The organism is Pseudomonas nitroreducens (assembly GCF_024170165.1).
GTDB classification, from domain to species: domain Bacteria; phylum Pseudomonadota; class Gammaproteobacteria; order Pseudomonadales; family Pseudomonadaceae; genus Pseudomonas; species Pseudomonas nitroreducens_C.
In genome coordinates this window covers 319,029-343,187 of sequence record NZ_JALJXP010000005.1, presented here as the reverse complement: position 1 = coordinate 343,187, position 24,159 = coordinate 319,029, and the positions used below count along the sequence as shown (strand labels likewise).

At 63.6% G+C, this 24,159-nt stretch carries 22 protein-coding genes; 9 read left to right on the top strand and 13 right to left on the bottom strand.

Annotated elements, in window-relative coordinates; genetic code table 11:
• Nucleotides 1-3 precede the first annotated feature (3 nt).
• From J2T47_RS12940 to J2T47_RS12910, 7 genes are all read right to left on the bottom strand, one after another.
• Nucleotides 4-432: a GNAT family N-acetyltransferase gene (locus tag J2T47_RS12940; protein WP_017517103.1), complete on the bottom strand. Its 429-nt coding sequence runs from the start codon at nt 430-432 to the stop codon at nt 4-6.
• Nucleotides 425-1,600 carry a ribosomal protein uL16 3-hydroxylase gene (locus tag J2T47_RS12935; RefSeq protein ID WP_253447124.1) on the bottom strand — a complete coding sequence of 392 codons (1,176 nt, stop codon included), beginning with the start codon at nt 1,598-1,600 and terminating at the stop codon, nt 425-427. Before J2T47_RS12935 ends, J2T47_RS12940 begins: the two co-directional genes overlap by 8 nt.
• A 60-nt stretch (nt 1,601-1,660) precedes the next feature.
• Nucleotides 1,661-3,031, bottom strand: a complete 1,371-nt coding sequence (gene purB / locus J2T47_RS12930) for an adenylosuccinate lyase (RefSeq protein ID WP_192402398.1) — start codon at nt 3,029-3,031, stop codon at nt 1,661-1,663.
• 94 nt (nt 3,032-3,125) lie between these two features.
• The gene (gene hflD, locus J2T47_RS12925; protein ID WP_253447121.1) at nt 3,126-3,746 is read right to left on the bottom strand and encodes a high frequency lysogenization protein HflD; all 621 of its coding nucleotides are present in this window, start codon (nt 3,744-3,746) and stop codon (nt 3,126-3,128) included.
• Nucleotides 3,743-4,870 carry a tRNA 2-thiouridine(34) synthase MnmA gene (gene mnmA, locus J2T47_RS12920; protein WP_253447118.1) on the bottom strand — a complete coding sequence of 376 codons (1,128 nt, stop codon included), beginning with the start codon at nt 4,868-4,870 and terminating at the stop codon, nt 3,743-3,745. The genes hflD and mnmA overlap by 4 nt, the downstream gene beginning before the upstream one ends.
• 83 nt (nt 4,871-4,953) lie before the next feature.
• On the bottom strand, nt 4,954-5,397 hold the full coding sequence (locus tag J2T47_RS12915) for an NUDIX hydrolase (RefSeq protein ID WP_253447115.1): 444 nt from the start codon (nt 5,395-5,397) through the stop codon (nt 4,954-4,956).
• A 113-nt stretch (nt 5,398-5,510) separates the two neighbouring features.
• A complete protein-coding gene (locus tag J2T47_RS12910) occupies nt 5,511-7,733 on the bottom strand; it encodes an NADP-dependent isocitrate dehydrogenase (RefSeq protein WP_253447111.1) in 2,223 nt (740 codons plus the stop codon).
• 357 nt (nt 7,734-8,090) lie between these two features.
• Here J2T47_RS12910 and icd point away from each other — a divergent pair, with 357 nt between their 5' ends.
• Nucleotides 8,091-9,344, top strand: coding sequence for an NADP-dependent isocitrate dehydrogenase (gene icd, locus J2T47_RS12905; protein WP_253447108.1), 1,254 nt, complete (start codon nt 8,091-8,093; stop codon nt 9,342-9,344).
• A gap of 73 nt (nt 9,345-9,417) precedes the next feature.
• On the opposite strand, the gene cspD is transcribed toward icd, so the two are convergent.
• Nucleotides 9,418-9,693 carry a cold shock domain-containing protein CspD gene (gene cspD, locus J2T47_RS12900; RefSeq protein ID WP_045214920.1) on the bottom strand — a complete coding sequence of 92 codons (276 nt, stop codon included), beginning with the start codon at nt 9,691-9,693 and terminating at the stop codon, nt 9,418-9,420.
• Nucleotides 9,694-9,920: 227 nt separating this feature from the next.
• Here cspD and clpS point away from each other — a divergent pair, with 227 nt between their 5' ends.
• Together clpS and clpA are read left to right on the top strand one after the other, a co-directional pair.
• On the top strand, nt 9,921-10,283 hold the full coding sequence (clpS, locus tag J2T47_RS12895; protein WP_138526520.1) for an ATP-dependent Clp protease adapter ClpS: 363 nt from the start codon (nt 9,921-9,923) through the stop codon (nt 10,281-10,283).
• A 28-nt stretch (nt 10,284-10,311) separates the two neighbouring features.
• The gene (gene clpA / locus J2T47_RS12890; RefSeq protein WP_253447105.1) at nt 10,312-12,585 is read left to right on the top strand and encodes an ATP-dependent Clp protease ATP-binding subunit ClpA; all 2,274 of its coding nucleotides are present in this window, start codon (nt 10,312-10,314) and stop codon (nt 12,583-12,585) included.
• Between the two features lie 85 nt (nt 12,586-12,670).
• Here the strand turns inward: clpA and infA are convergent, their stop codons facing one another.
• From infA to trxB, 4 genes are all read right to left on the bottom strand, one after another.
• Nucleotides 12,671-12,889, bottom strand: coding sequence for a translation initiation factor IF-1 (gene infA, locus J2T47_RS12885; protein ID WP_002553999.1), 219 nt, complete (start codon nt 12,887-12,889; stop codon nt 12,671-12,673).
• A gap of 104 nt (nt 12,890-12,993) precedes the next feature.
• Nucleotides 12,994-13,701: an arginyltransferase gene (locus J2T47_RS12880; protein ID WP_253447102.1), complete on the bottom strand. Its 708-nt coding sequence runs from the start codon at nt 13,699-13,701 to the stop codon at nt 12,994-12,996.
• A 31-nt stretch (nt 13,702-13,732) separates the two neighbouring features.
• A complete protein-coding gene (aat, locus tag J2T47_RS12875; protein ID WP_253447099.1) occupies nt 13,733-14,437 on the bottom strand; it encodes a leucyl/phenylalanyl-tRNA--protein transferase in 705 nt (234 codons plus the stop codon).
• 36 nt (nt 14,438-14,473) lie between these two features.
• Nucleotides 14,474-15,424 carry a thioredoxin-disulfide reductase gene (gene trxB, locus J2T47_RS12870; protein WP_253447096.1) on the bottom strand — a complete coding sequence of 317 codons (951 nt, stop codon included), beginning with the start codon at nt 15,422-15,424 and terminating at the stop codon, nt 14,474-14,476.
• Nucleotides 15,425-15,645: 221 nt separating this feature from the next.
• Between trxB and ftsK the strand changes: the two genes are divergently transcribed.
• Genes ftsK through J2T47_RS12840 form a run of 6 tightly spaced genes read left to right on the top strand, consistent with a single transcriptional unit; the run spans nt 15,646 to nt 23,122 of the window.
• Nucleotides 15,646-18,057 (top strand): DNA translocase FtsK, encoded by a 2,412-nt coding sequence (gene ftsK, locus J2T47_RS12865; protein ID WP_253447093.1) that lies wholly within the window; start codon nt 15,646-15,648, stop codon nt 18,055-18,057.
• A 19-nt stretch (nt 18,058-18,076) separates the two neighbouring features.
• Entirely contained in the window at nt 18,077-18,700 is a 624-nt protein-coding gene (gene lolA, locus J2T47_RS12860) for an outer membrane lipoprotein chaperone LolA (RefSeq protein ID WP_253447090.1), read from the top strand.
• A 38-nt stretch (nt 18,701-18,738) separates the two neighbouring features.
• Complete coding sequence (locus tag J2T47_RS12855) at nt 18,739-20,064, top strand: replication-associated recombination protein A (RefSeq protein WP_081520470.1); 1,326 nt, start codon at nt 18,739-18,741, stop codon at nt 20,062-20,064.
• A 46-nt stretch (nt 20,065-20,110) separates the two neighbouring features.
• On the top strand, nt 20,111-21,391 hold the full coding sequence (gene serS / locus J2T47_RS12850; protein WP_253447087.1) for a serine--tRNA ligase: 1,281 nt from the start codon (nt 20,111-20,113) through the stop codon (nt 21,389-21,391).
• A 1-nt stretch (nt 21,392) separates the two neighbouring features.
• A complete protein-coding gene (cysG, locus tag J2T47_RS12845) occupies nt 21,393-22,778 on the top strand; it encodes a siroheme synthase CysG (protein WP_253447084.1) in 1,386 nt (461 codons plus the stop codon).
• Nucleotides 22,779-22,783: 5 nt separating this feature from the next.
• Nucleotides 22,784-23,122 carry a lysozyme inhibitor LprI family protein gene (locus J2T47_RS12840; RefSeq protein WP_253447326.1) on the top strand — a complete coding sequence of 113 codons (339 nt, stop codon included), beginning with the start codon at nt 22,784-22,786 and terminating at the stop codon, nt 23,120-23,122.
• A 32-nt stretch (nt 23,123-23,154) separates the two neighbouring features.
• On the opposite strand, the gene J2T47_RS12835 is transcribed toward J2T47_RS12840, so the two are convergent.
• Nucleotides 23,155-24,156, bottom strand: a complete 1,002-nt coding sequence (locus tag J2T47_RS12835) for a glutathione S-transferase family protein (protein WP_253447081.1) — start codon at nt 24,154-24,156, stop codon at nt 23,155-23,157.
• Nucleotides 24,157-24,159 lie beyond the last annotated feature (3 nt).

Here is a 24,159-nt window from a genome sequence, read left to right as displayed (position 1 = left end):
TGCTCAGGCGCTCTCGCGCACCATGTCCACATGGGGGAGGCCGGCGTCGAGGAATTCGCCGCTGGCCACCTGGAAGCCTAGCCGTTCATAGAAGGGGATGGCGTAGACCTGAGCCGTCAGCAACTGGCGCTGCAGCCCCTGGCTTTCCGCCTGCTCGATGGCGGCGCGCATCAACAGGTCGCCGACCTTCAGGCCGCGCCAGTCCTTGAGGACCGAGACCCGGCCGATGTGCCCGTCCGGCAGGAGGCGGGCGGTGCCGATGGCGTAGTCGCCTTCGAAGGCCAGGAAGTGCACGGCTTCGACATCCTCGGCGTCCCATTCGAGTTCCGGCGGGACCGATTGCTCGGCGATGAACACTGCCTCGCGAATGCGCCGCAGATCGGCATTATCCTTTTGCCAGTCCGCGACGCGAACCCTGATCTTGCTACTCATCGGCAAACTCCAGACTGCCCTGTTTGATCAGTTCTCCGATGAGCTTACGCCCATCGTCGTCGGCCAGCCATTGGCCGAGATTCCCTTCGTGCAGCGATTCCGCCGAGCACACCAGCTTGAGCAGGTCGCGCAGTTTTTCCGGCAGGACCACGGTCTGGCCGCTGGCGAACAGCAGCAGGCCGACGTCCACTTCGCTCCAGGCCATGCGCGCGCTGGGGTTGCGGATCAGGACTTCGCCGTCTTCGATGGCGGCGGTCAGGTCGTCTTCCTCGATCTCCTCGCCGGCCACCAGTTCCGGGTAGCGTGGCTCGGTCATGAACTGGCCGAACCAGGTGAGCAGCAGGCGCTCGTCGCTCATGTGTTCCTGCAGCAGGTTCTTCAGACGATCGAGGGCGTCGCGCTGGATCTGGTGCTGATCGAAGTCGCCTTTCATGGCTGCCATGCCGGCGTCGCTGTAGCGCTCCTCGTCGGAGAGGAACTGCGCGAGGAAGTCGGTGAAGTGGGTCAGCACTTCAGCGGCGCTGGGCGCGCGGAAACCGACCGAGTAGGTCATGCAGTCGTCTTCGGCGATGCCGTAGTGGGCGATGCGCGGCGGCAGGTAGAGCATGTCGCCGGGTTCGAGTACCCAGTCGGCGGTCTCTTCGAATTCGGCGAGGATGCGCAGGTCGGCGTGGGGCAGCATCGGGCTGCTGGCGTCGCAGGTCTGGCCGACTTTCCAGCGGCGGCGGCCGTGGCCCTGCAGCAGGAATACGTCGTAGTTGTCGAAGTGCGGGCCGACGCCGCCGCCGGGAGCGGCGTAGCTGATCATCACGTCGTCGATACGCCAGCTGGGCAGAAACCTGAAGTGCTCCAGCAGCTCGGCGACTTCCGGGATGAACTGGTCGACGGCCTGCACCAGCAGGGTCCAGTCGCGCTCCGGCATCTGGCTGAAGGTGTCTTCCTGGAACGGGCCGCGGCGCAGTTCCCAGGGGCTGTCGCCGTGTTCGAGGACGATGCGCGATTCGATCATCTCTTCCAGGGCGAGGCCGGCCAGCTCATCAGGGTCCAGCGGGCTCTTGAAATCAGGGATGGCCTGGCGCACCAGCAGGGGCTTCTTCTGCCAGTAATCGCGGAGGAATTCGTCGGCGCTGATGCCGCCCAAAAGCTGAAGAGGAATAGCAGGATTCATGGTTAAGTCCTTGAAACAAAAACGCCCGGCACAGCCGGGCGTGCAAAGTCAGGGCGAATCTCAGATGCGCTTGGCCTGGGCGACAGCGTTACCGATGTAGTTCGCGGGGGTCAGTTTCTTCAGCTCGGCCTTGGCTTCTGCCGGCATGTCGAGGCCTTCGATGAACACCTGCAGGGCTTCGGCGCTGATGCCTTTGCCGCGGGTCAGCTCCTTGAGCTTCTCGTAGGGGTTCTCGATGCCGTAACGGCGCATGACGGTCTGCACCGGCTCGGCCAGGACTTCCCAGCAGGCGTCCAGGTCGTCGGCGATGCGCGCAGCGTTCAGCTCCAGCTTGCCGATGCCCTTGAGGCTGGCCTCGTAGGCGATGACGCTGTGGGCGAAGCCCACGCCCAGGTTGCGCAGCACGGTGGAGTCGGTCAGGTCACGCTGCCAGCGGGAGATCGGCAGTTTGCTGGCCAGGTGCTGGAGGAGGGCGTTGGCGATACCCAGGTTGCCTTCGGAGTTCTCGAAGTCGATCGGGTTGACCTTGTGCGGCATGGTCGAGGAGCCGATTTCGCCGGCAACGGTCTTCTGCTTGAAGTAGCCCAGGGAGATGTAGCCCCAGATGTCGCGGTCGAAGTCGATGAGGATGGTGTTGAAGCGCGCGACGGCGTCGAACAGCTCGGCGATGTAGTCGTGCGGCTCGATCTGGGTGGTGTAGGGGTTCCAGTTCAGGCCGAGGTCACCCTCGATGAACTCGCGGGCGTTGGCTTCCCAGTCCACTTGCGGGTAGGCGGACAGGTGGGCGTTGTAGTTGCCCACGGCGCCGTTGATCTTGCCGAGCAGTTCGACCGAAGCGACTTGCTTGATCTGGCGCTCCAGGCGGTAGACGACGTTGGCCAGTTCCTTGCCCAGGGTGGTCGGGGAGGCCGGCTGGCCGTGGGTGCGCGAGAGCATCGGTACGTCGGCGAACTTCACCGCGAGTTCGCGGATGGAATCGGCGATCTGGCGCATCAGCGGCAGCAGCACGGTGTCACGGCCTTCGCGCAGCATCAGGGCGTGGGACAGGTTGTTGATGTCCTCGGAGGTGCAGGCGAAGTGGATGAACTCGCTGACCTTGGCCAGCTCCGGCAGCTTGGCGGCTTGTTCCTTGAGCAGGTATTCCACGGCTTTGACGTCGTGGTTGGTGGTGCGCTCGATGTCCTTGATGCGCTGCGCGTGCTCCAGCTGGAAGTCGTCGGCCAGCTGGTTGAGCAGGGCGTTGGCTTCGGCGGAGAAGGGGGCGACTTCAGGGACGCCGGCGTGGGCGGCGAGACGCTGGAGCCAGCGGACCTCCACCAGGACGCGGAAACGGATCAGGCCGTATTCGCTGAAAATCGGACGCAGGGCGCTGGTCTTGCTGCCGTAACGGCCGTCAACGGGGGATACCGCGGTAAGGGAGGAAAGCTGCATGGGGCGTTCTCGTAGCTGTCGGTCAACGAAAAGGGCGCACATCATACATGAAAGGCGCGAACCGGTCGCCCTTGCGACGACCGCAAGGGGTGTTTCAGCCTCGCAACAGGGGGCGCAGTTCGTTGAGCATTTTCTTCCGGCTGAACAGCATCTGCCAGCGGTTGCCGCCGAGCTGTCGCCACAGGCGCGCGGAGCGGATGCCGGCCAGCAGCAGGGCGCGGATGCGCGCAGCGTTGGCATTGATCTGCAGGTGGCGCATGTCGCCGTGGACCTGGATGCGCTGGCGGAAGGTGCTCAGGGTGTCCTGGTAGAGGCCGGCGCAGGAGGCGATGACGTTCTCGTGGACCAGGCCGAAGTGCTGCACCTGTTGTTGGACCTGATCGAGGCGGGTGCCCATGATGTCGAGCATGTCGGGACGCTTGTTCAACTGGCGTTCCAGGCCGATCAGCGACAGGGCATAGCGCAGCGGTTCGCGCTGCAGGCTGTTGGGGTCGCGCTCCAGGGCGCTGACCAGTGCGCGGAAGCCCTCGCGCAGGTTGGCGGTGTCGCCGCCGTAGACATCGAGGGTGGTCTTCGGATCGCGCACCAGCAGGCTGCCTAGCATGCAGCCCAGCGGCGCCTCGGGGATCTGCCCGGTGCGGGCGAGGCGGTCTACCAGGGCAGAGGCTTCAAAGACGCCGGATAGGGCGATGATCTGGTCGTGCAGATCGCTCATGGATGGTCCTTAGCGAACGCGGGTTCAGCGGATTCGATGACGCCGCCACCGAGGCAGACTTCGCCGTCATAGAAGACGACGGACTGGCCCGGGGTGACGGCGCGCTGCGGCTCGTCGAAGACGGCGCGGTAGCCGTTCCCGGTATGCTCCAGCACGCAATCCTGGTCGGCCTGGCGGTAGCGCACCTTGGCACGCAGGGCCTTGGGCTGGTCCAGGTCGATGGGGTTGACCCAATAGATGTGCGAGGCGTGCAGGGCGCGGGAGAACAGCCATGGGTGGTCGTTGCCCTGGCCGACGACCAGGACGTTGCGCGCCAGGTCCTTCTCCAGCACGTACCAGGGGCTGTCGTCGGCATTCTTCAGGCCGCCGATGCCCAGGCCCTGGCGCTGGCCGATGGTGTGGTACATCAGGCCGACATGCTTGCCAATGACCGTGCCGTCGGTGGTCTCGATGTTGCCTGGCTGGGCCGGCAGGTACTGCTTGAGGAAGTCGCTGAAGCGGCGCTCGCCGATGAAGCAGATGCCGGTGGAGTCCTTCTTCTTCGCGGTGGCCAGGCCGTATTTCTCGGCGATGGCGCGGACCTCGGGCTTTTCCAGTTCGCCGACCGGGAACAGGGTCTTGCCGATCTGCTCGCCGCCCACGGCGTGGAGGAAGTAGCTCTGGTCCTTGTTCGGGTCCAGGCCCTTGAGCAGTTCGCTGCGGCCGTCGATGTCGCGGCGGCGCACGTAGTGGCCGGTGGCGATCAGGTCGGCGCCCAGGGCGACGGCGTAGTCGAGGAAGGCCTTGAACTTGATTTCGCGGTTGCAGAGGATGTCCGGGTTCGGCGTGCGGCCGGCCTTGTATTCCTCGAGGAAGTGCTCGAAGACGTTGTCCCAGTACTCCGCGGCGAAGTTGGCGGTGTGCAGCTTGACGCCGATGCGGTCGCAGACGGCCTGGGCGTCCGCGAGGTCGGTCATGGCGGTGCAGTACTCGGTGCCATCGTCCTCTTCCCAGTTCTTCATGAACAGTCCTTCCACCTGGTAGCCCTGTTCCTTGAGGAGGAGGGCGGAGACGGAGGAATCCACGCCGCCGGACATGCCGACGATGACGCGGGTGTTCTGGGGGGCTTTGGGGGAATCAGACATGGCAGCGGGTCACGAACGCAGGTAAAGAGAGCGATTCTACCAGAGCCGAGCGCCAGAGGCTCGGCTGCGGGTTTTCGCCGGGTTCAGTCGCGGATCAGTGCCAGGGGGAAGCTTTCGCCCGCGAGGTGGTCATCGATGCAGCGCAGGACCAGGTGGCTGCGCCAGCGATCGGGCTGTGCGGCCAGCTCTTCGCGGGTCATCCAGCGGGCGCCGAGGATGCCGTCGTCCAGTGCGCGCTCGGGGTGGTGGCGCAGGGGGCGGGCGGCGAAGCAGACGCGCTGGTAGGTCACGCCGTTGCTGGGGGCGGTGTACAGGTAGATGCCGGTAACGGCGGTCAGCTCCACGTCCCAGCCGGTTTCCTCGAGGGTTTCGCGCACGGCGGCCTCGAGCAGGGTTTCGTTGGCTTCCAGGTGGCCTGCGGGCTGGTTGAAGACCGGCTTTTTGTCAGCGGACATTTCCTCCACCAGCAGGAAGCGGCCCTGGTCTTCGACGATGGTGGCGACGGTGACGTGTGCTAGCCAGCGCATGGGTGTGGATTCCCCTCGGGAAGATTGTGGAAAAGGCGCGAGTTTAACGTTGCCGGAAGCAGAAAGCAGAACCCCCGGGAAGGCCCGGGGGTTCTGGTGTCACGCGAAAAGGCTTACGCCAGTGCGTCGATCGCGGCGTTGAAGGTCGCGCTCGGGCGCATGACCTTGCTGGTCAGCTCCGCGTCGGAACGGTAGTAACCACCGATTTCCGCCGGCTTGCCCTGTACGCCGTTCAGTTCGGCGACGATGGTTGCTTCCTTCTCGGTCAGGGTCTTGGCCAGGCCGGCGAAGTGAGCTTTCAGCTCGGCGTCGTCGTTCTGCTCGGCCAGGGCCTGGGCCCAGTACATGGCCAGGTAGAAGTGGCTGCCGCGGTTGTCGATCTCACCGATCTTGCGCGACGGCGACTTGTTGTTGTCGAGCAGCTTGCCGGTGGCGATGTCCAGGGTCTTGCCCAGTACCTTGGCCTTGGCGTTGTCGGTCTTGATGCCTTCTTCTTCGAAGGAGACCGCCAGGGCCAGGAACTCGCCCAGGGAATCCCAGCGCAGGTAGTTCTCTTCCACCAGCTGCTGTACGTGTTTCGGAGCCGAGCCGCCGGCGCCGGTTTCGTACATGCCGCCGCCCGCCATCAGCGGAACGATGGACAGCATCTTGGCCGAGGTGCCCAGTTCCATGATCGGGAACAGGTCGGTCAGGTAGTCGCGCAGGACGTTGCCGGTCACCGAGATGGTGTCCAGGCCGCGCAGCTGGCGCTCCATGCTGGTGCGGATGGCTTCGTTGTAGCCCTTGATGCTGATGTCCAGACCGGTCAGGTCGTGGTCTTTCAGGTACAGCTCGACCTTCTTGCGCAGCTCGTTGTCGTGGGCGCGCTCCGGGTCCAGCCAGAAGATGGCTGGGGTGTTGGAGGCGCGGGCGCGGGTAACGGCCAGCTTGACCCAGTCGCGGATCGGGGCGTCCTTGGTCTGGCAGGCGCGCCAGATGTCGCCGGCTTGAACTTCGTGCTGCATCAGGACCTTGCCGTCGGCATCGACAACGCGCATCACGCCGTCAGCTTCCAGTTCGAAGGTCTTGTCGTGGGAGCCGTATTCCTCGGCCTTCTGCGCCATCAGGCCGACGTTCGGTACGCTGCCCATGGTGGTCGGGTCGAACGCGCCGTTGGTTTTGCAGAAGTTGATCATTTCCTGGTAGATGCGGGCGTAGGTGCTTTCCGGCATTACCGCTTTGGTGTCTTTCTGCTTGCCGTCCTTGCCCCACATCTGGCCCGAGTTGCGGATCATGGCCGGCATGGAGGCGTCGACGATCACGTCGCTGGGGATGTGCAGGTTGGTGATGCCCTTGACCGAGTCGACCATCGCCATTTCCGGGCGGTGGCTGTACACCTCGTGGATGTCGTGGAGGATTTCTTCCTGCTGCGAGGCCGGCAGCGACTTGATCTTGTCGTAGACGCTGGAGATGCCGTTGTTCGGGTTCACGCCCAGCTCTTCGAACAGCTGGCCGTACTTCTCGAACACGTCCTTGTAGTAGACGGTGACGGCGTGGCCGAAGACGATCGGGTGGGAGATCTTCATCATGGTGGCCTTGACGTGCAGGGACCACATGACGCCGGTTTCCTTGCAGTCCTGCAGGGTCTTCTCGAAGAAGGCGCGCAGTTTGCTGCAGCTCATGAACATGCTGTCGAGGACTTCGCCGTCCTGCATCTTCAGGGTCTTCTTGGTCTCGACCTTGCCGTCCTTGCCGACGAACTCGATGCGGACTTCACCGGCCTTCGGGATGGTGACCGACTGCTCGCTGGAGAAGAAGTCGCCGCCACGCATGTAGTCGGCGTGGGAGCGCGAAGCCATGCTCCACTTGCCCATGCTGTGCGGGTGCTTGCGGGCGTAGGCTTTTACGGCGGCCGGGGCGCGGCGGTCGGAGTTGCCTTCACGCAGGACCGGGTTCACGGCGCTGCCCAGGACCTTGGCGTAGCGGGCGCGGGTGTCTTTCTCGGCGTCGGTCTGCGGGTCTTCCGGGAAGTCCGGAACGGCGTAGCCCAGCTTCTGCAGCTCGGCGATGGCGCCCTTGAGCTGCGGCACCGAAGCGGAGATGTTCGGCAGCTTGATGATATTGGCTTTGGCGTCGGTGGCCAGTACGGCCAGGTAGGCCAGATCGTCTTCGATGGCCTTGTCGCCGAGCTGGTCAGCGAAGGAGGCCAGGATACGGCCTGAAAGAGAGATGTCGCGGGTCTCGACGTCGATGCCGGCGGAAGCGGCAAAGGCTTTTACGATAGGAAGAAGCGAATAGGTGGCAAGGGCGGGTGCTTCGTCGGTGAAGGTGTAGGTGATCTTCGAGCGGATGGACATCTCGTTCTAACTCTCTTCTTTGCTGGGCGCGCACAGAGTCTCGAATCGCGTTGGTACACGCTTGCGGTCAGCGAAGTGGTTGACCGACCTTCGAGATTTGCCGCGGGGATATTGGGGCGCCAGTAGAGCGTTGTACGGCGGGATCCTGGTGAGGACGTGCGCCGCTGCGAGGAGAGAGTCTGGTCCCAGACTGCTCGGACCTCGATGACCATTAAGTCATGCCGGCCAGTATACCACCCTAAAGGCAGGGTGAAGCGTGTCCCTTTTTTAGACTAAGGAATGATGTAGTTCGATTACCGACTTGTGAGCTACCCTCAGTGGCTGCAAGAGGGTTTCAATCAAAAAGCGGAGTTCAGCATGGGATACCAAAAGATCCAGGTGCCGGCCGGTGACAAAATCACCGTCAACGCCGATATGTCCTTGAATGTACCGAAGAACCCGATCATCCCCTTCATCGAGGGCGATGGCATTGGTGTCGATATCAGTCCGGTCATGATCAAGGTCGTCGACGCCGCCGTCGAGAAAGCCTACAAGGGCGACCGCAAGATCGCGTGGATGGAAGTCTACGCGGGCGAGAAGGCCACTCAGGTGTACGACCAGGACACCTGGCTGCCCCAGGAAACCCTGGATGCTGTTCGCGACTACGTCGTATCGATCAAGGGCCCGCTGACCACTCCGGTGGGCGGTGGCATTCGCTCCCTGAACGTGGCGCTGCGCCAGCAGCTCGACCTTTATGTCTGCCTGCGCCCGGTGCGCTGGTTCGAAGGTGTGCCGAGCCCGGTGAAGAAGCCCGGCGACGTGGATATGGTGATCTTCCGCGAGAACTCCGAAGACATCTATGCCGGCGTCGAGTGGAAGGCCGGAACCCCCGAGGCGCAGAAGGTCATCAAGTTCCTCACCGAGGAAATGGGCGTCAAGAAGATCCGCTTCACCGAAAACTGCGGCATCGGCATCAAGCCGGTTTCCCAAGAGGGCACCAAACGCCTGGTGCGCAAGGCCCTGCAATACGCCGTGGACAATGACCGTAGCTCGGTCACCATCGTCCATAAAGGCAACATCATGAAATTCACCGAGGGCGCCTTCAAGGACTGGGGTTATGAGCTCGCCCGCGACGAGTTCGGTGCCCAGCTGCTCGACGGCGGTCCGTGGATGCAGTTCAAGAACCCGACCACCGGCAAGAATATCGTGGTGAAGGATGTGATCGCCGACGCCATGCTGCAGCAGATCCTGCTGCGCCCGGCCGAGTACGACGTCATTGCCACGCTCAACCTCAACGGTGATTACCTGTCCGATGCCCTGGCGGCAGAGGTGGGCGGTATCGGCATTGCACCGGGAGCCAACCTGTCCGATTCGGTGGCCATGTTCGAGGCCACCCACGGCACTGCGCCCAAGTACGCCGGGCTGGACAAGGTCAACCCGGGCTCGGTGATCCTCTCCGCCGAGATGATGCTGCGCCACATGGGCTGGCCGGAAGCGGCCGACCTGATCATCGACGGCGTGAACGGCGCCATCGCCGCGAAAACCGTGACCTACGACTTCGAGCGACTGATGGACGGTGCCAAGCTGCTGTCCTGCTCCGAGTTCGGTGACGCGATCATCGCCAAGATGTAACCGGGTGATGCGTTGCCCATGAAAAAGGCCGGCTTGCTGCCGGCCTTTTTCGTTTCGTCTGATCCTTGACGAATCAGGCTTCCGCCGTGAGGTTTTCTACCTCGCTGCTCGGGGCAGTCTGCGCGGACGGGGTGGATGCATTGGCGTTGACGGGCTGGATGTTCACCGCGTGCAACCCCTTCGGACCTTGCAGGATCTCGAAACTGACGGGTTGGCCGGCCTTGAGAGTCTTGTAGCCATCCATCTGGATTGCCGAGTAATGAGCAAACAGGTCCTCATCTCGGCCATCAGCCAGGATGAAACCGTAGCCCTTGGCGTTGTTGAACCACTTGACCTTACCGCTAAGCATGCTGATATCCCTCTGCAAAGGACTCCATCGCTGGAGTATCATCCACTACTATTCCGCTATGCCTTTTTCTGAAGACTGGCGTCCGGAACTCCTGATACCCTCCGGGGGTATCCTTTGGTTGTAACACCCTTTTGCCGTTAGTCAAGGCGGCGTCGTCTGGGCCTGAGAGGCGATTCAAACTCCGGCCGGCCCACTCATTCACCCACTCGCAAAGCTTTTATTCCAGCATGCATGCAAGTAGCCAGATTCGACTAACATTCAATCAGGACCGCCCGGATCCATTGGAAGACGACGGGACGGGGCTGGCGGTTGAAGAAGCCAAGCCGGCCCTGAAGGCGCCGTCCATGTATCGGGTCATCATGTTCAACGATGATTACACCCCGATGGATTTCGTGGTTGAGGTGCTCGAGCTGTACTTCAACATGAACCGCGAGCAGGCAACCAAGGTCATGTTGACTGTGCATACCCAGGGCAAGGCGCACTGCGGGACCTTTACCCGCGATGTCGCGGAAACCAAAGCCATGCAGGTCAATCAATATGCGAGGGAGAGCCAACATCCACTGTTGTGCGAAATTGAGATAGAAGGTTGATGCGGATGTTTGGGAGCGAGGTGAAGTCATGTTGAATCGAGAGCTCGAAGTCACCCTCAATCTCGCCTTCAAGGAGGCGCGGGCGAAGCGGCATGAGTTCATGACCGTTGAGCACTTGCTGTTGGCGCTTCTTGATAATGAGGCTGCCGCGACGGTTCTGAAGGCGTGCGGTGCGAATCTGGACAAGCTGCGGCGAGACCTGCAGGAGTTCATCGATTCCACCACGCCGCTGATCCCCCAGCACGATGAGGATCGCGAAACCCAGCCGACCCTGGGCTTCCAGCGCGTCCTGCAGCGTGCCGTATTCCACGTGCAGAGTTCCGGCAAGCGCGAAGTCACCGGCGCCAACGTACTGGTCGCCATCTTCAGCGAGCAGGAAAGTCAGGCGGTGTTCCTGCTCAAGCAGCAGAGCGTTGCGCGGATCGACGTGGTCAACTACATCGCCCATGGCATCTCCAAGGTGCCGGGCCATGCCGAGCATCAGGACAACGAGCAGGAGATGCAGGACGAGGAGGGCGGCGAGTCTTCCACTTCCAGTCATCCGCTGGATGCCTATGCCAGTAACCTGAACGACCTGGCGCGTCAGGGGCGTATCGACCCGCTGGTCGGTCGTGAGTCGGAAGTCGAGCGCGTGGCGCAGATCCTGGCTCGTCGCCGCAAGAACAACCCGCTGCTGGTGGGTGAGGCTGGCGTCGGCAAGACCGCCATCGCCGAAGGCCTGGCCAAACGCATCGTCGACGGCCAGGTGCCGGACCTGCTGTCCGACAGCGTCGTCTACTCCCTGGACCTGGGTGCGCTGCTGGCGGGCACCAAGTACCGCGGCGACTTCGAGAAGCGCTTCAAGGCGCTGCTCAACGAACTGCGCAAGCGTCCGCATGCGGTGCTGTTCATCGACGAGATCCACACCATCATCGGTGCCGGTGCGGCATCGGGCGGAGTGATGGATGCGTCCAACCTGCTGAAGCCGCTGTTGTCGTCCGGTGAGATCCGCTGCATCGGTTCAACCACCTTCCAGGAATTCCGCGGCATCTTCGAGAAGGACCGCGCGCTGGCTCGTCGCTTCCAGAAGGTCGACGTCACTGAGCCGTCCGTCGAAGATACCTTCGGCATCCTCAAGGGCCTGAAGCCGCGCTTCGAGCAGCACCACCACATCGAGTACAGCGATGAAGCGCTGCGCGCCGCCGCCGAGTTGGCCGCCCGCTACATCAATGACCGGCACATGCCGGACAAGGCCATCGATGTGATCGACGAGGCGGGTGCCTACCAGCGCCTGCAGCCGGAAGAGAAGCGCGTGAAGCGCATCGAAGTGCCGCAGGTCGAGGACATCGTCGCGAAGATTGCGCGGATTCCGCCCAAGCACGTTTCCAGCTCCGATAAAGAGCTGCTGCGCAACCTGGAGCGGGACCTGAAGCTGACCGTGTTCGGCCAGGCCGCGGCCATCGAGTCGCTGTCCACTGCCATCAAGCTGTCACGCGCCGGTCTCAAATCGCCGGACAAGCCAGTCGGCTCCTTCCTGTTCTCCGGTCCGACCGGGGTGGGCAAGACCGAGGTGGCTCGTCAGCTGGCCAAGGCGCTGGGTGTGGAGCTGGTGCGCTTCGACATGTCCGAGTACATGGAGCGGCATACCGTGTCCCGTCTGATCGGCGCGCCTCCGGGCTACGTCGGTTTCGATCAGGGTGGCCTGCTGACCGAAGCGATCACCAAGACGCCGCACTGCGTGCTGCTGCTGGACGAGATCGAGAAGGCGCACCCGGAAGTCTTCAACCTGCTGCTGCAGGTGATGGACCATGGCACCCTGACCGACAACAACGGACGCAAGGCGGACTTCCGCAACGTCATCCTGATCATGACCACCAACGCTGGCGCGGAAACCGCGGCGCGGGCCTCCATCGGCTTCACGCAGCAGGACCACTCCACCGATGCCATGGAAGTGATCAAGAAGAGCTTCACCCCGGAGTTCCGCAACCGTCTGGACACCATCATCCAGTTCGGCCGCCTGAGTCACGAGACTATCAAGAGCATCGTCGACAAGTTCCTCACCGAGCTGCAGGCGCAGCTGGAGGACAAGCACGTGCAGATCGAAGTCAGCGACTCGGCGCGCGGTTGGCTGGCGGACAAGGGCTATGACCCGCAGATGGGCGCTCGCCCGATGGCGCGGCTCATCCAGGACAAGATCAAGCGGCCGCTGGCCGAGGAGATCCTGTTCGGCGAGCTGGCCGAGCACGGTGGCGTGGCCCATGTGGACCTGAAGGATGGCGAACTCGCCTTCGAGTTCGAAGTGATCGCCGCAGAACCGGCCTGACGCTTATAAATCAGGCGTAAACGAAAACGCCCGGCAATGCCGGGCGTTTTTCTGTGTGCCGGTTTTTACCGGCACCTACCGTCTGTCAGCGAGCGCGGTAGGTGATGCGACCCTTGGACAGGTCGTAGGGCGTCAGTTCAACGCGAACTTTGTCGCCGGTCAGGATGCGGATGTAGTTCTTGCGCATCTTCCCGGAGATGTGCGCGGTAACGACGTGCCCGTTCTCCAACTCCACGCGGAACATGGTGTTGGGCAGGGTGTCGACGACAGTGCCTTCCATTTCGAAGCTGTCTTCTTTCGACATGCAGTAGAACCCTCGGTATCTATGGTTGCCTGAAGTTTCAGGGCATTAAAAAAGGCACACATTGTGCCTGAAATCGCCCCACAACGCCAATGGGTGTTTTCGCTTCAGTTCAGCGCCACCCAGCGCTGGTTCACGAAAAGCTCGATCGGGCGGTACTGGGTCTTGTAGTTCATCTTCCGGCAATTCTTGATCCAGTAGCCCAGGTAGACGGCGTGCAGGTTCAGGCGCTCGGTCTCGGCCACCTGCCAGAGGATGGCAAAGCGCCCCAGGCTGCGGCGCTCCTCATCCGGGTCGTAGAAGGTGTAGACGGCGGAGAGACCGTTGGGCAGTACGTCAGTGACAGCGACGGCGAGCAGTCTGCCGTGCAGGCGGAACTCGAAGAAGCAGCTGAATGGCAGGTCGCGGACGAGGAAGGTGGCGAACTGGTCGCGGCTGGGTGGGTACATGTCTCCGTCGGCATGGCGTTGTTCGATGTAGCGCATGTAGAGGGCGTAGTACTCCTCGGTGAAGGCGGGGCGCTTGCGGAGGACTTCCAGGTCGGCGTTGCGCTTGATGATGCGCTTCTGCTGGCGGTTCGGTTGAAAGCCAGTGGCCGGAATGCGTGCCGGGATGCACGCGGTGCAATGCTGGCAGTGTGGTCGGTAGAGGTGTTCGCCGCTGCGCCGGAAGCCGACCTCGGACAGCGAGGCGTACAACTGCGCGTCCATGGGCTGGCTGGGGTCGAGGAACAGGGTGGTCGCCTGTTCTTCGGGCAGATAGCTGCATGGATGCGGTTGTGTGGCGTAAAACTTCAGGCGGGCGAGCTCGGTCATCTTCAACCCCTGCGAGGTCCCTCAGGCAAGTTTAAGACAGGCTGAGCGGGTCCGCCTGCGAAGTCCAGTCCTGCGATGGAGTTTCGTCGAGATGACGGCGCAGGTAGCTGGCGAATTCGCGACGGGAAATGGCGCGGGCACCAAAACTGTGCAGGTGCTGGGTCGGCATCTGGCAGTCGATCATCACGAAGCCGGCGGCCTTCAGGCGCTGCACCAGAGTGACGAAGGCGACCTTGGAGGCATTGTCGGCGCGACTGAACATGGATTCGCCGAAGAACAGGCGGCCGATGGCCAGGCCGTAAAGCCCGCCGACCAGTTCATTGCCGTGCCAGGCTTCCGCCGAGTGGGCGATGCCCAGGCGGTGCAGCTCGCAATAGGCCTCCTGCATCGGCGTAGTGATCCAGGTGCCGTCCGCATAATCGCGCGGGCCGGCACAGCCGTGAATGACCTGCTCGAAGGCCTGGTCGAGGGTGACCTGGTACTGCTGCTGGCGGATGAACTTGGCGAGGCTGCGGGAGACATGCAGTTCTTCGGGAAACAGCACGGTGCGCGGGTCGGGTGACCACCAGAGGATCGGCTGGCCGTCCTGGTACCAGGGGAAACAGCCATGGCGGTAGGCCTGGATCAGGCGCTGCGGGTTGAGGTCCCCGCCGGCCGCAAGCAGGCCGTTGGGCTCGTGCAGGGCCTTGTCGAGGGGCGGAAAGTCGAAATTGCTGCGCGAAAGCCACTTGAGCATAGGGAGGAGGGGAGGGCGAGCCTCCCCTTGCGCCGATCAGTTGTCGTCGAGGAACTTTTCGGCATCCAGCGCGGCCATGCAGCCGGCGCCGGCGGAGGTGATCGCCTGGCGATAGACGTGGTCGGCCACGTCGCCAGCGGCGAATACGCCGTCGATGCTGGTCAGGGTTGCATTGCCTTCGGCGCCGCCCTTGATTTTCAGGTAGCCGTCATGCATTTCCAGCTGGCCCTTGAACAGGTCGGTGTTGGGCTTGTGGCCGATGGCGATGAATACGCCGGAGAGGTCCAGCTGACGGGTTTCGCCGCTTTCGGCGTCCTTCAGGCGCACGCCGATCACGCCCATGTTGTCGCCCAGGACTTCGTCCAGGGTGGTGTTCCAGTGCAGGCGTACGTTGCCGTTCCTGGCCTTCTCGAACAGCTTCTCCTGCAGGATCTTCTCCGAGCGCAGCTTGTCGCGGCGATGGATCAGGTGGACTTCCTTGGCGATGTTGGAGAGGTACAGCGCCTCTTCCACGGCAGTGTTGCCGCCGCCGACCACGCAGACGACCTGGTTGCGGTAGAAGAAGCCGTCACAGGTGGCGCAGGCGGAAACGCCCTTGCCCATGAAGGCCTCTTCCGAGGACATGCCCAGGTACTGGGCCGAGGCGCCGGTGGCGATGATCAGCGCGTCGCAGGTGTAGGTGCCGCTGTCGCCCTTGAGGGTGAAAGGCTTCTGCTGCAACTCGGCGGTGTGGATGTGGTCGTAGACGATCTCGGTATCGAAACGCTTGGCGTGCTGCTCCATGCGCTGCATCAGGGCGGGACCGGTCAGGCCCTCGACGTCGCCGGGCCAGTTGTCGACCTCGGTGGTGGTGGTCAGTTGGCCGCCGGGCTGGATGCCGGTGATGACAACAGGCTTGAGGTTGGCGCGCGCGGCATACACGGCCGCGGTGTAGCCCGCGGGGCCGGAGCCCAGGATGATCAGGCGCGAATGCTTGACTTCACTCATAAAAAGACTCCATAAGCCTTTGTCACGTAAGAGAATGCATGCTCCAATTGAGCAGCCGAAAAGCGGTGTTGGGCTATGCTACACCGAACCCCGGAAAGCCGGCAAAAGCGCAGTCAGGCACACCCGGGTTCGCTGGCATCGGCCGGCCAAAGCCGTACAATAGGCCCGTTTCGCGGCCCAACGACTCTCGGACGCGCGTATAGCGCAGGAATAGAAGCGTTTTGAAGGACACCACAGCAAGCCATGCCGCCGCCTGGCGCCAGCAACTGCATTACCGTCTGAAGGAAGGGGCTCTGATCGCGCTGGGCGCGCTCTGTCTTTACCTTTGGATGGCGCTGCTCACCTACGATTCCTCCGATCCGGGCTGGAGCCATTCCAGTCACGTCGAGCAGGTGCAGAACGCGGCCGGCCGTCTGGGTGCGCTGAGCGCTGACATTCTGTTCATGGTGCTGGGCTATTTCGCCTACCTGTTCCCGCTGCTGCTGGCGGTAAAGACCTATCAGGTCTTCCGCAAGCGCCACGTGGCCTGGGAGTGGAGCGGCTGGCTATTCTCCTGGCGCCTGATCGGCCTGGTGTTCCTGGTCCTGTCCGGCTCCGCGCTGGCCTACATTCATTTCCACACCAGTGGTGCCCACATGCCCGCCACGGCTGGCGGCGCCCTGGGTGAGAGCCTGGGCCAGCTGGGCATCAATGCGCTGAACGTGCAGGGCAGTACGCTGCTGTTCCTGGCGCTGTTCCTGTTCGGCATGACGGTGTTCGCCGACCTGTCCTGGTTCAAGGTGATGGACGTCACTGGCAAGATCACTCTCGACCTCTTCGAGCTCATTCATAACGCCACCAACCGCTGGTGGAGTGCCCGCAGCGAGCACAAGCAGCTCGTCGCCCAGTTGCGTGAAGTCGACGAGCGCGTGGCCGAAGTCGCCGCTCCCATCGTTGCCGACCGCCGCGAGCAGGCCAAGGTCAAGGAGCGCCTGATCGAGCGCGAGGAAGCGCTGGTCAAGAGCGTGCAGGAGCGCGAGAAGCGCGTGGCGCCGAAGATCGACGTCCCGCCGCCGCCCACCAAGCCGGCCGAGCCGAGCAAGCGCGTGCTGAAAGAGAAGCAGGCGCCGCTGTTCGTCGATACCGCCGTGGAAGGTACGCTGCCGCCGCTGTCGATCCTCGACCCGGCTTCCGAGAAGAAGCAGAGCTACTCGCCGGAATCCCTGGAGGCCATGTCGCGCCTGCTGGAAATCAAACTCAAGGAATTCGGCGTCGAAGTCATCGTCGAGTCCGTGCATCCGGGCCCGGTGATCACCCGTTTCGAAATCCAGCCGGCCGCCGGCGTGAAGGTCAGCCGCATCTCCAACCTGGCCAAGGACCTGGCGCGCTCGCTGGCGGTGATCAGCGTGCGCGTGGTGGAAGTCATCCCCGGCAAGACCACCGTGGGCATCGAGATTCCCAACGAAGACCGGCAGATGGTGCGCTTCTCCGAAGTGCTGATGACACCGGAGTACGACGAGCACAAGTCCACCGTGCCACTGGCCCTGGGCCATGACATCGGCGGCAACCCGGTCATCACCGACCTGGCGAAGATGCCGCACCTGCTGGTGGCCGGTACCACCGGTTCGGGTAAGTCGGTGGGGGTGAACGCCATGCTCCTGTCGATCCTGTTCAAGTCCACGCCGGAAGAGGCGCGGCTGATCATGATCGACCCGAAGATGCTGGAACTGTCGATCTACGAAGGCATTCCGCACCTGCTTTGCCCGGTGGTCACCGACATGAAGGAGGCCGCCAACGCGTTGCGCTGGAGCGTCGCCGAGATGGAGCGCCGCTACAAGCTGATGGCGGCCATGGGCGTGCGTAACCTCGCCGGCTTCAACCGCAAGGTGAAGGATGCGGAGGAGGCCGGCACCCCGCTGACCGACCCGCTGTACCGCCGCGAGAGCATGGAAGACGAGGCGCCGCTGCTGCAGACCCTGCCGACCATTGTGGTAGTGGTCGATGAATTCGCCGACATGATGATGATCGTCGGCAAGAAGGTGGAAGAACTGATCGCCCGTATCGCCCAGAAGGCGCGTGCGGCGGGCATCCACCTGATCCTGGCGACCCAGCGTCCGTCGGTGGACGTGATCACCGGCCTGATCAAGGCGAACATCCCGACCCGAATCGCCTTCCAGGTGTCCAGCAAGATCGACTCGCGCACCATCCTCGACCAGGGTGGCGCCGAGCAACTGCTGGGCCACGGCGACATGCTCTACCTGCCGCCGGGTACCGGCCTGCCGATCCGCGTCCATGGCGCCTTCGTCTCCGACGATGAGGTGCACCGCGTCGTCGAGGCGTGGAAGCTGCGTGGCGCGCCGAACTACATCGAAGACATCCTCGCCGGTGCCGACGAAGGCGGCGGCGGTTCGTTCGAAGGTGGCGGTGGCGGCGAGGGCAGTGAGGGCAGCGAGGACGATCCGCTCTACGACGAAGCCGTACGCTTCGTCACCGAAAGCCGCCGGGCTTCGATCTCCGCCGTGCAGCGCAAGCTGAAGATCGGCTACAACCGCGCCGCGCGGATGATCGAGGCAATGGAGATGGCCGGCGTGGTCACTCCGATGAATACCAATGGCTCGCGCGAAGTCATCGCGCCGGCCCCGATCCGTGATTGATTCGACTTCGAGGGTTTCGATGCGTCTGATCCGCCTGTTGTTCGTTGCTGCGCTGGCTGTTGCCGGCGTCCAGGCCCATGCCGACGAGGCTGCTGCGCAGCGCCTGAGCGGGATGCTCACCAAGGCCCAGACCATGACCGCGCGCTTCTCCCAGCTGACCCTGGATGGCAGCGGCACCCGTCTGCAGGAAACCGCCGGCACCCTGGGCCTCAAGCGCCCGGGCCTGTTCCGCTGGCACACCGATGCGCCGAACGAGCAGCTGCTCATCTCCAACGGCGAGAAGATCTGGCTGTATGACCCGGACCTGGAGCAGGTGACCATCCAGAAGCTCGACCAGCGCCTGACCCAGACCCCGGCGCTGCTGCTCTCCGGCGACGTGTCGAAGATTGGCCAGAGCTTCGACATCAGCGCCAAGGACGGTGGCAACGTAGTGGACTTCACCCTCAAGCCGAAGTCCAAGGACACCCTGTTCGACAGCCTGCGGATTTCCTTCCGTAGCGGCGTGGTGAACGACATGCAGCTGATCGACAGCGTCGGCCAGCGCACCAACATCCTGTTCTTCGACGTGAAGATGAACGAGGCGATGGACGCCAAGCAGTTCGTCTTCGAAGTGCCCAAGGGCGTCGACGTCATTCAGGAATGATCGGCGCCAAGCGCCTGCTTTAAGTAATAGGTAAGACCGTGGATCTGTTCCGCTCCGCCCCCGTTTCCCAGCCCCTGGCCGCGCGCCTGCGCGCGACCAGCCTGGACGAGTACGTCGGTCAGGAGCACCTGCTCGCCCGCGGCAAGCCGCTGCGCGAGGCCCTAGAGCAGGGCGCGCTGCACTCGATGATCTTCTGGGGCCCGCCTGGGGTCGGAAAGACCACCCTGGCGAAGCTGCTGGCCCAGGTTACCGACGCGCACTTCGAGACCATCTCGGCGGTGCTCTCCGGGGTCAAGGAGATTCGTCAGTCGGTGGAAGTGGCCAAGCAGCATGCTGCGCAGTACGGTCGCCGCACCATCCTCTTCGTCGACGAAGTGCATCGCTTCAACAAGAGTCAGCAGGATGCCTTCCTGCCCTATGTGGAAGACGGCACGCTGATCTTCATTGGCGCGACCACCGAGAACCCGTCCTTCGAACTGAACAACGCGTTGCTCTCCCGCGCCCGCGTCTACGTGCTGAAAAGCCTTGATGAAGCAGCCCTGCGCCGGCTGGTCGAGCGTGCGCTGACGGAGGAGAAGGGCCTGGGCAAGCGCAACCTGAGCCTGCCCGACGACAGCTTCGCCATCCTTATGGCGGCTGCTGACGGCGATGGCCGGCGCCTGCTCAACCTGCTGGAAAACGCCTCGGACCTCGCCGAGGACAACGGCGAGATCAGCGCCGAGCTGCTGCAGAACCTGCTGGGCGACTCGCGCCGGCGTTTCGACAAGGGCGGCGAGGCGTTCTACGACCAGATCAGCGCGCTGCACAAGTCAGTGCGCGGTTCCAGCCCCGATGGCGCGCTGTACTGGTATTCGCGCATGCTCGATGGCGGCTGCGATCCGCTGTACATCGCCCGCCGCGTGGTGCGCATGGCCAGTGAGGACATCGGCAATGCCGATCCGCGCGCCCTGACCCTGTGCCTCCACGCCTGGGATGTGCAGGAGCGCCTTGGCAGCCCCGAAGGCGAGTTGGCGATTGCGCAGGCTATCGTGTACCTGGCCTGTGCGCCGAAGAGCAATGCCGTCTACAACGCCTACAACACGGCGCGCCGTGATGTGGCGGAAAGCGGTTCGCTGGAAGTGCCGCTGCACCTGCGCAATGCACCGACCAAGCTGATGAAGAACCTGGGCTATGGCGACGAGTACCGCTATGCCCATGATGAGCCGGATGCCTATGCGGCCGGAGAAGACTACTTCCCCGAGTCCATGGAACCGCGCCAGTATTACCAACCCGTGCCGCGCGGGCTCGAACTGAAGATCGGCGAAAAGCTGCGCCACCTGGCCAGCCTCGACAAGGCCAGTTCCCGCCGTCGCAGAAAATCCTGAAGTGGCGCCCGCGAGCGCCGCCTGACACTAGACACGAGAAGACACCATGCTCGATTCCAAACTGGTTCGTACCCAGCCGCAGGAAGTGGCCGAACGCCTGGCCACCCGTGGCTTCACCCTGGACGTGGCGCGCATCGAAGCGCTGGAGAGCCAGCGTAAGTCCGTGCAGACCCGCACCGAGACCCTGCAGGCCGAGCGCAACTCGCGCTCCAAGGCCATCGGCCAGGCCATGAAGAATGGCGAGGACGTTGCGCCGCTGAAGGCCGAGGTCAACCGCATGGCCGAGGAGCTGGAATCCGGCAAGCGCGAGCTGGACGCCATCCAGGTCGAGCTGGACATCCTGTTGCTGAACATCCCGAACCTGCCCCACGAATCCGTGCCGGTGGGTGCTGATGAGGAAGAGAACGTCGAAGTTCGTCGCTGGGGTACCCCGCGCACCTTCGATTTCGAGATCAAGGACCACGTCGCCCTCGGCGAGCAGCACGGCTGGCTGGACTTCGAGACCGCCGCGCGCCTGTCCGGCGCGCGCTTCGCCCTGATGCGCGGCCCGATCGCTCGCCTGCACCGTGCCCTGGCGCAGTTCATGATCGACCTGCACACCCGCGAGCACGGCTACGAGGAGGCCTACACCCCGTACCTGGTGCAGGCTCCGGCGCTGCAAGGCACCGGCCAGCTGCCGAAGTTCGAGGAAGACCTGTTCAAGATCCAGCGCGAAGACGAAGCGGACCTGTACCTGATCCCGACCGCCGAAGTCTCGCTGACCAACATCGTCGCCGGGCAGATCCTCGATGCGAAGGAGCTGCCGCTGAAGTTCGTCGCTCACACGCCTTGCTTCCGCAGCGAGGCTGGTGCGTCGGGCCGCGATACCCGCGGCATGATCCGCCAGCACCAGTTCGACAAGGTCGAGATGGTGCAGATCGTCGAGCCGTCGAAGTCCTGGGAAGCCCTGGAAAGCCTGGTCGGCAACGCCGAGAAGGTCCTTCAGGCGCTGGAGCTGCCGTACCGCGCCCTGGCGCTGTGCACCGGCGACATGGGCTTCGGCGCGGCCAAGACCTACGACCTCGAAGTCTGGGTGCCGAGCCAGGACAAGTACCGCGAGATTTCCTCCTGCTCCAACTGCGGCGATTTCCAGGCTCGCCGCATGCAGGCGCGCTACCGCAACCCGGAAACCGGCAAGCCGGAGCTGGTGCACACCCTCAACGGCTCGGGCCTGGCCGTGGGCCGTACCCTGGTCGCCGTGCTGGAGAACTACCAGCAGGCAGACGGCTCGATCCGCGTGCCGGAAGTGCTCAAGCCGTACATGGCGGGCATCGAGGTAATCGGCTGAGATGGACTTCCTGCCGCTGTTCCACATCCTGCGCGGACGTCGCGCGCTGCTGGTCGGCGGCGGTGATGTCGCACTGCGCAAGGCGCGCCTGTTGAGCGATGCCGGCGCGGTGCTGCGCGTCGTGGCTCCGGAGGTGCATTCCGAACTGCGCGAGCTGGTCGAGGAGGGGGCAGGTGAATTGCTGCTGCGTCCCTACGCCCAGGGTGATCTGCAGGATTGTGTGCTGGTCATCGCTGCCACGGATGACGAGCCGCTCAATGCCCAGGTTTCCTGCGACGCCAACGAACGCGGCGTGCCGGTCAACGTGGTCGATGCGCCGGCGCTGTGCAGCGTGATCTTCCCGGCCATCGTCGATCGTTCGCCACTGGTGGTGGCGGTTTCCAGCGGTGGCGATGCACCGGTGCTGGCCCGTTTGCTGCGCGCCAAGCTGGAAACCTGGATTCCCGCGACCTACGGCCAGCTGGCCGGCCTCGCCAGCCGCTTCCGCGAGAGCGTGAAGCAGCGCCTGCCGGACCTGCAGCAGCGCCGCAAGTTCTGGGAAGACGTGTTCCAGGGCCCGGTCGCCGAGCGCATGCTCGCCGGTCAGCCGAGCGAAGCCGAGCGACTGTTGGTCGGCAAGCTGGAATCGCCCCAGGCTGAGTCCCGTGGTGAGGTCTATCTGGTCGGTGCCGGTCCGGGTGATCCCGACCTGCTGACCTTCCGCGCCCTGCGTCTGATGCAGCAGGCCGATGTGGTGCTTTACGACCGCCTCGTTGCGCCGGCCATCCTCGAGCTGTGCCGCCGCGATGCGGATCGGCTCTACGTCGGCAAGCGCCGAGCGGACCACGCCGTGCCGCAGGACGAGATCAATCGCAAGCTGGTCGAACTGGCCCGACAGGGCAAGCGCGTCCTGCGTTTGAAGGGCGGCGACCCGTTCATCTTCGGACGCGGTGGCGAGGAAATCGACGAACTGGCTGCCAATGACATCCCGTTCCAGGTGGTGCCCGGTATCACTGCGGCCAGCGGCTGCGCAGCCTACGCCGGTATTCCGCTGACCCATCGTGATTACGCACAGTCCGTGCGTTTCGTCACCGGTCATCTGAAGGATGGCAGTACCGACCTGCCGTGGAACGATCTGGTCGCCCCCGGGCAGACCCTGGTGTTCTACATGGGTCTGGTCGGCCTGCCGGTCATCTGCGAGCAACTGGTGCGTCACGGCCGTTCCGCCGATACGCCTGCCGCGCTGGTCCAGCAGGGCACCACGGTGCATCAACGCGTGTTCACCGGCACCCTGGCCAACCTGCCGGAGCTGGTGGCCGAGCACGAAGTACATGCGCCGACCCTGGTGATTGTCGGGGAAGTGGTGCAACTGCGCGAAAAGCTGGCGTGGTTCGAGGGGCAGCAGTGAAAGCCCTGCGCGTTGCAATTCTGGGGGGCGCCTGCGCCCTGGGGTGCTTCGCCTTGCCCGCCTCGGCGGCCAGCTTCGACTGCAAGAAGGCCAGGCAGGCCGATGAGAAAGCCATCTGCGCGGATCGTCAGCTGTCCGAGATGGATGTGCAGGTGGCGACCACCTACCGCCTGCTGCGCGGTCTGTTCGCCATGGGCATGCGCGGCAATCTGGGCGACTCCCAGCTGGCCTGGCTGGAACAGCGCCGCGCCTGCGGCGCCAACAAGGCCTGCCTCAGGCAGCGCTACCAGGAACGCCTGGATGCGTTGCAGAAGGTCTACGACGGTATCGACAAGCCGATCTGACTCGACACTCCTGCAGAATCGGTAGCATCCAGTCAGTCCTTGCGCGCAATCCCGTTGCCCGGCAGATGGTCCCGCCCGTGCGGCCCGGTGAAGTCCTGCTGCGGGCCGAGCGGCACGACGCCGGTCGGGTTGATGGTGCGGTGGCTGGCGTAGTAGTGGTTCTTGATGTGCTGGAAGTCCACCGTGCCGGCAACGCCCTCAAGCTGATACAGCTCGCGCAGCCAGCCGGACAGGTTCGGGTAGTCCGCCAGGCGGCGCAGGTTGCACTTGAAGTGGCCGTGGTAGACCGCGTCGAAGCGGATCAGTGTGGTGAACAGGCGCACGTCGGCTTCGGTCAGGTATTCACCGGCCAGGTAGCGCTGCTGGCCCAGGCGCTGTTCCAGCCAATCCAACTCGTTGAACAGGGTCTTGAAGGCTTCTTCGTAGGCGTCCTGCGTCGTGGCGAAGCCGGCGCGGTAGACACCGTTGTTCACGGCCGGGTAGATGCGCTCGTTCAGCTCGTCGATCTGCGCGCGCAGCGGTTCCGGGTAGAGATCCAGCGAGTTGCCGGTGATGCCGTCGAAGGCACTGTTGAACATGCGGATGATCTCCGCCGATTCGTTGCTGACGATGCGTTGCTCGTGCTTGTCCCACAGTACCGGCACGGTCACGCGGCCGGTGTAGTTCGCATCGTCTTTGGTATAGCGCTGGTGAAGGAAGGTCAGGCCATCGAGCTTGTCGCCGGTGGAGCCAAGTGCCTTGTCGAAGGTCCAGCCGTTTTCCAGCATCAGCCAGCTGACTACCGATACGTCGATCAGCGACTCGAGGCCCTTGAGTTGGCGGTAGATCAACGTGCGGTGGGCCCAGGGGCAGGCCAGTGAGACGTAGAGGTGGTAGCGGCCGGCTTCGGCGCGGAAGCCGCCCTCGCCGGTGGGGCCGGGCTGGCCGTCGGCAGTAACCCAGTTGCGGCGCTGCGCGTTCTCGCGCTGGAAACGACCGTCCTTGCTGGTGTCATACCACTGGTCATGCCAGCGGCCATCGATCAACTGTCCCATCTC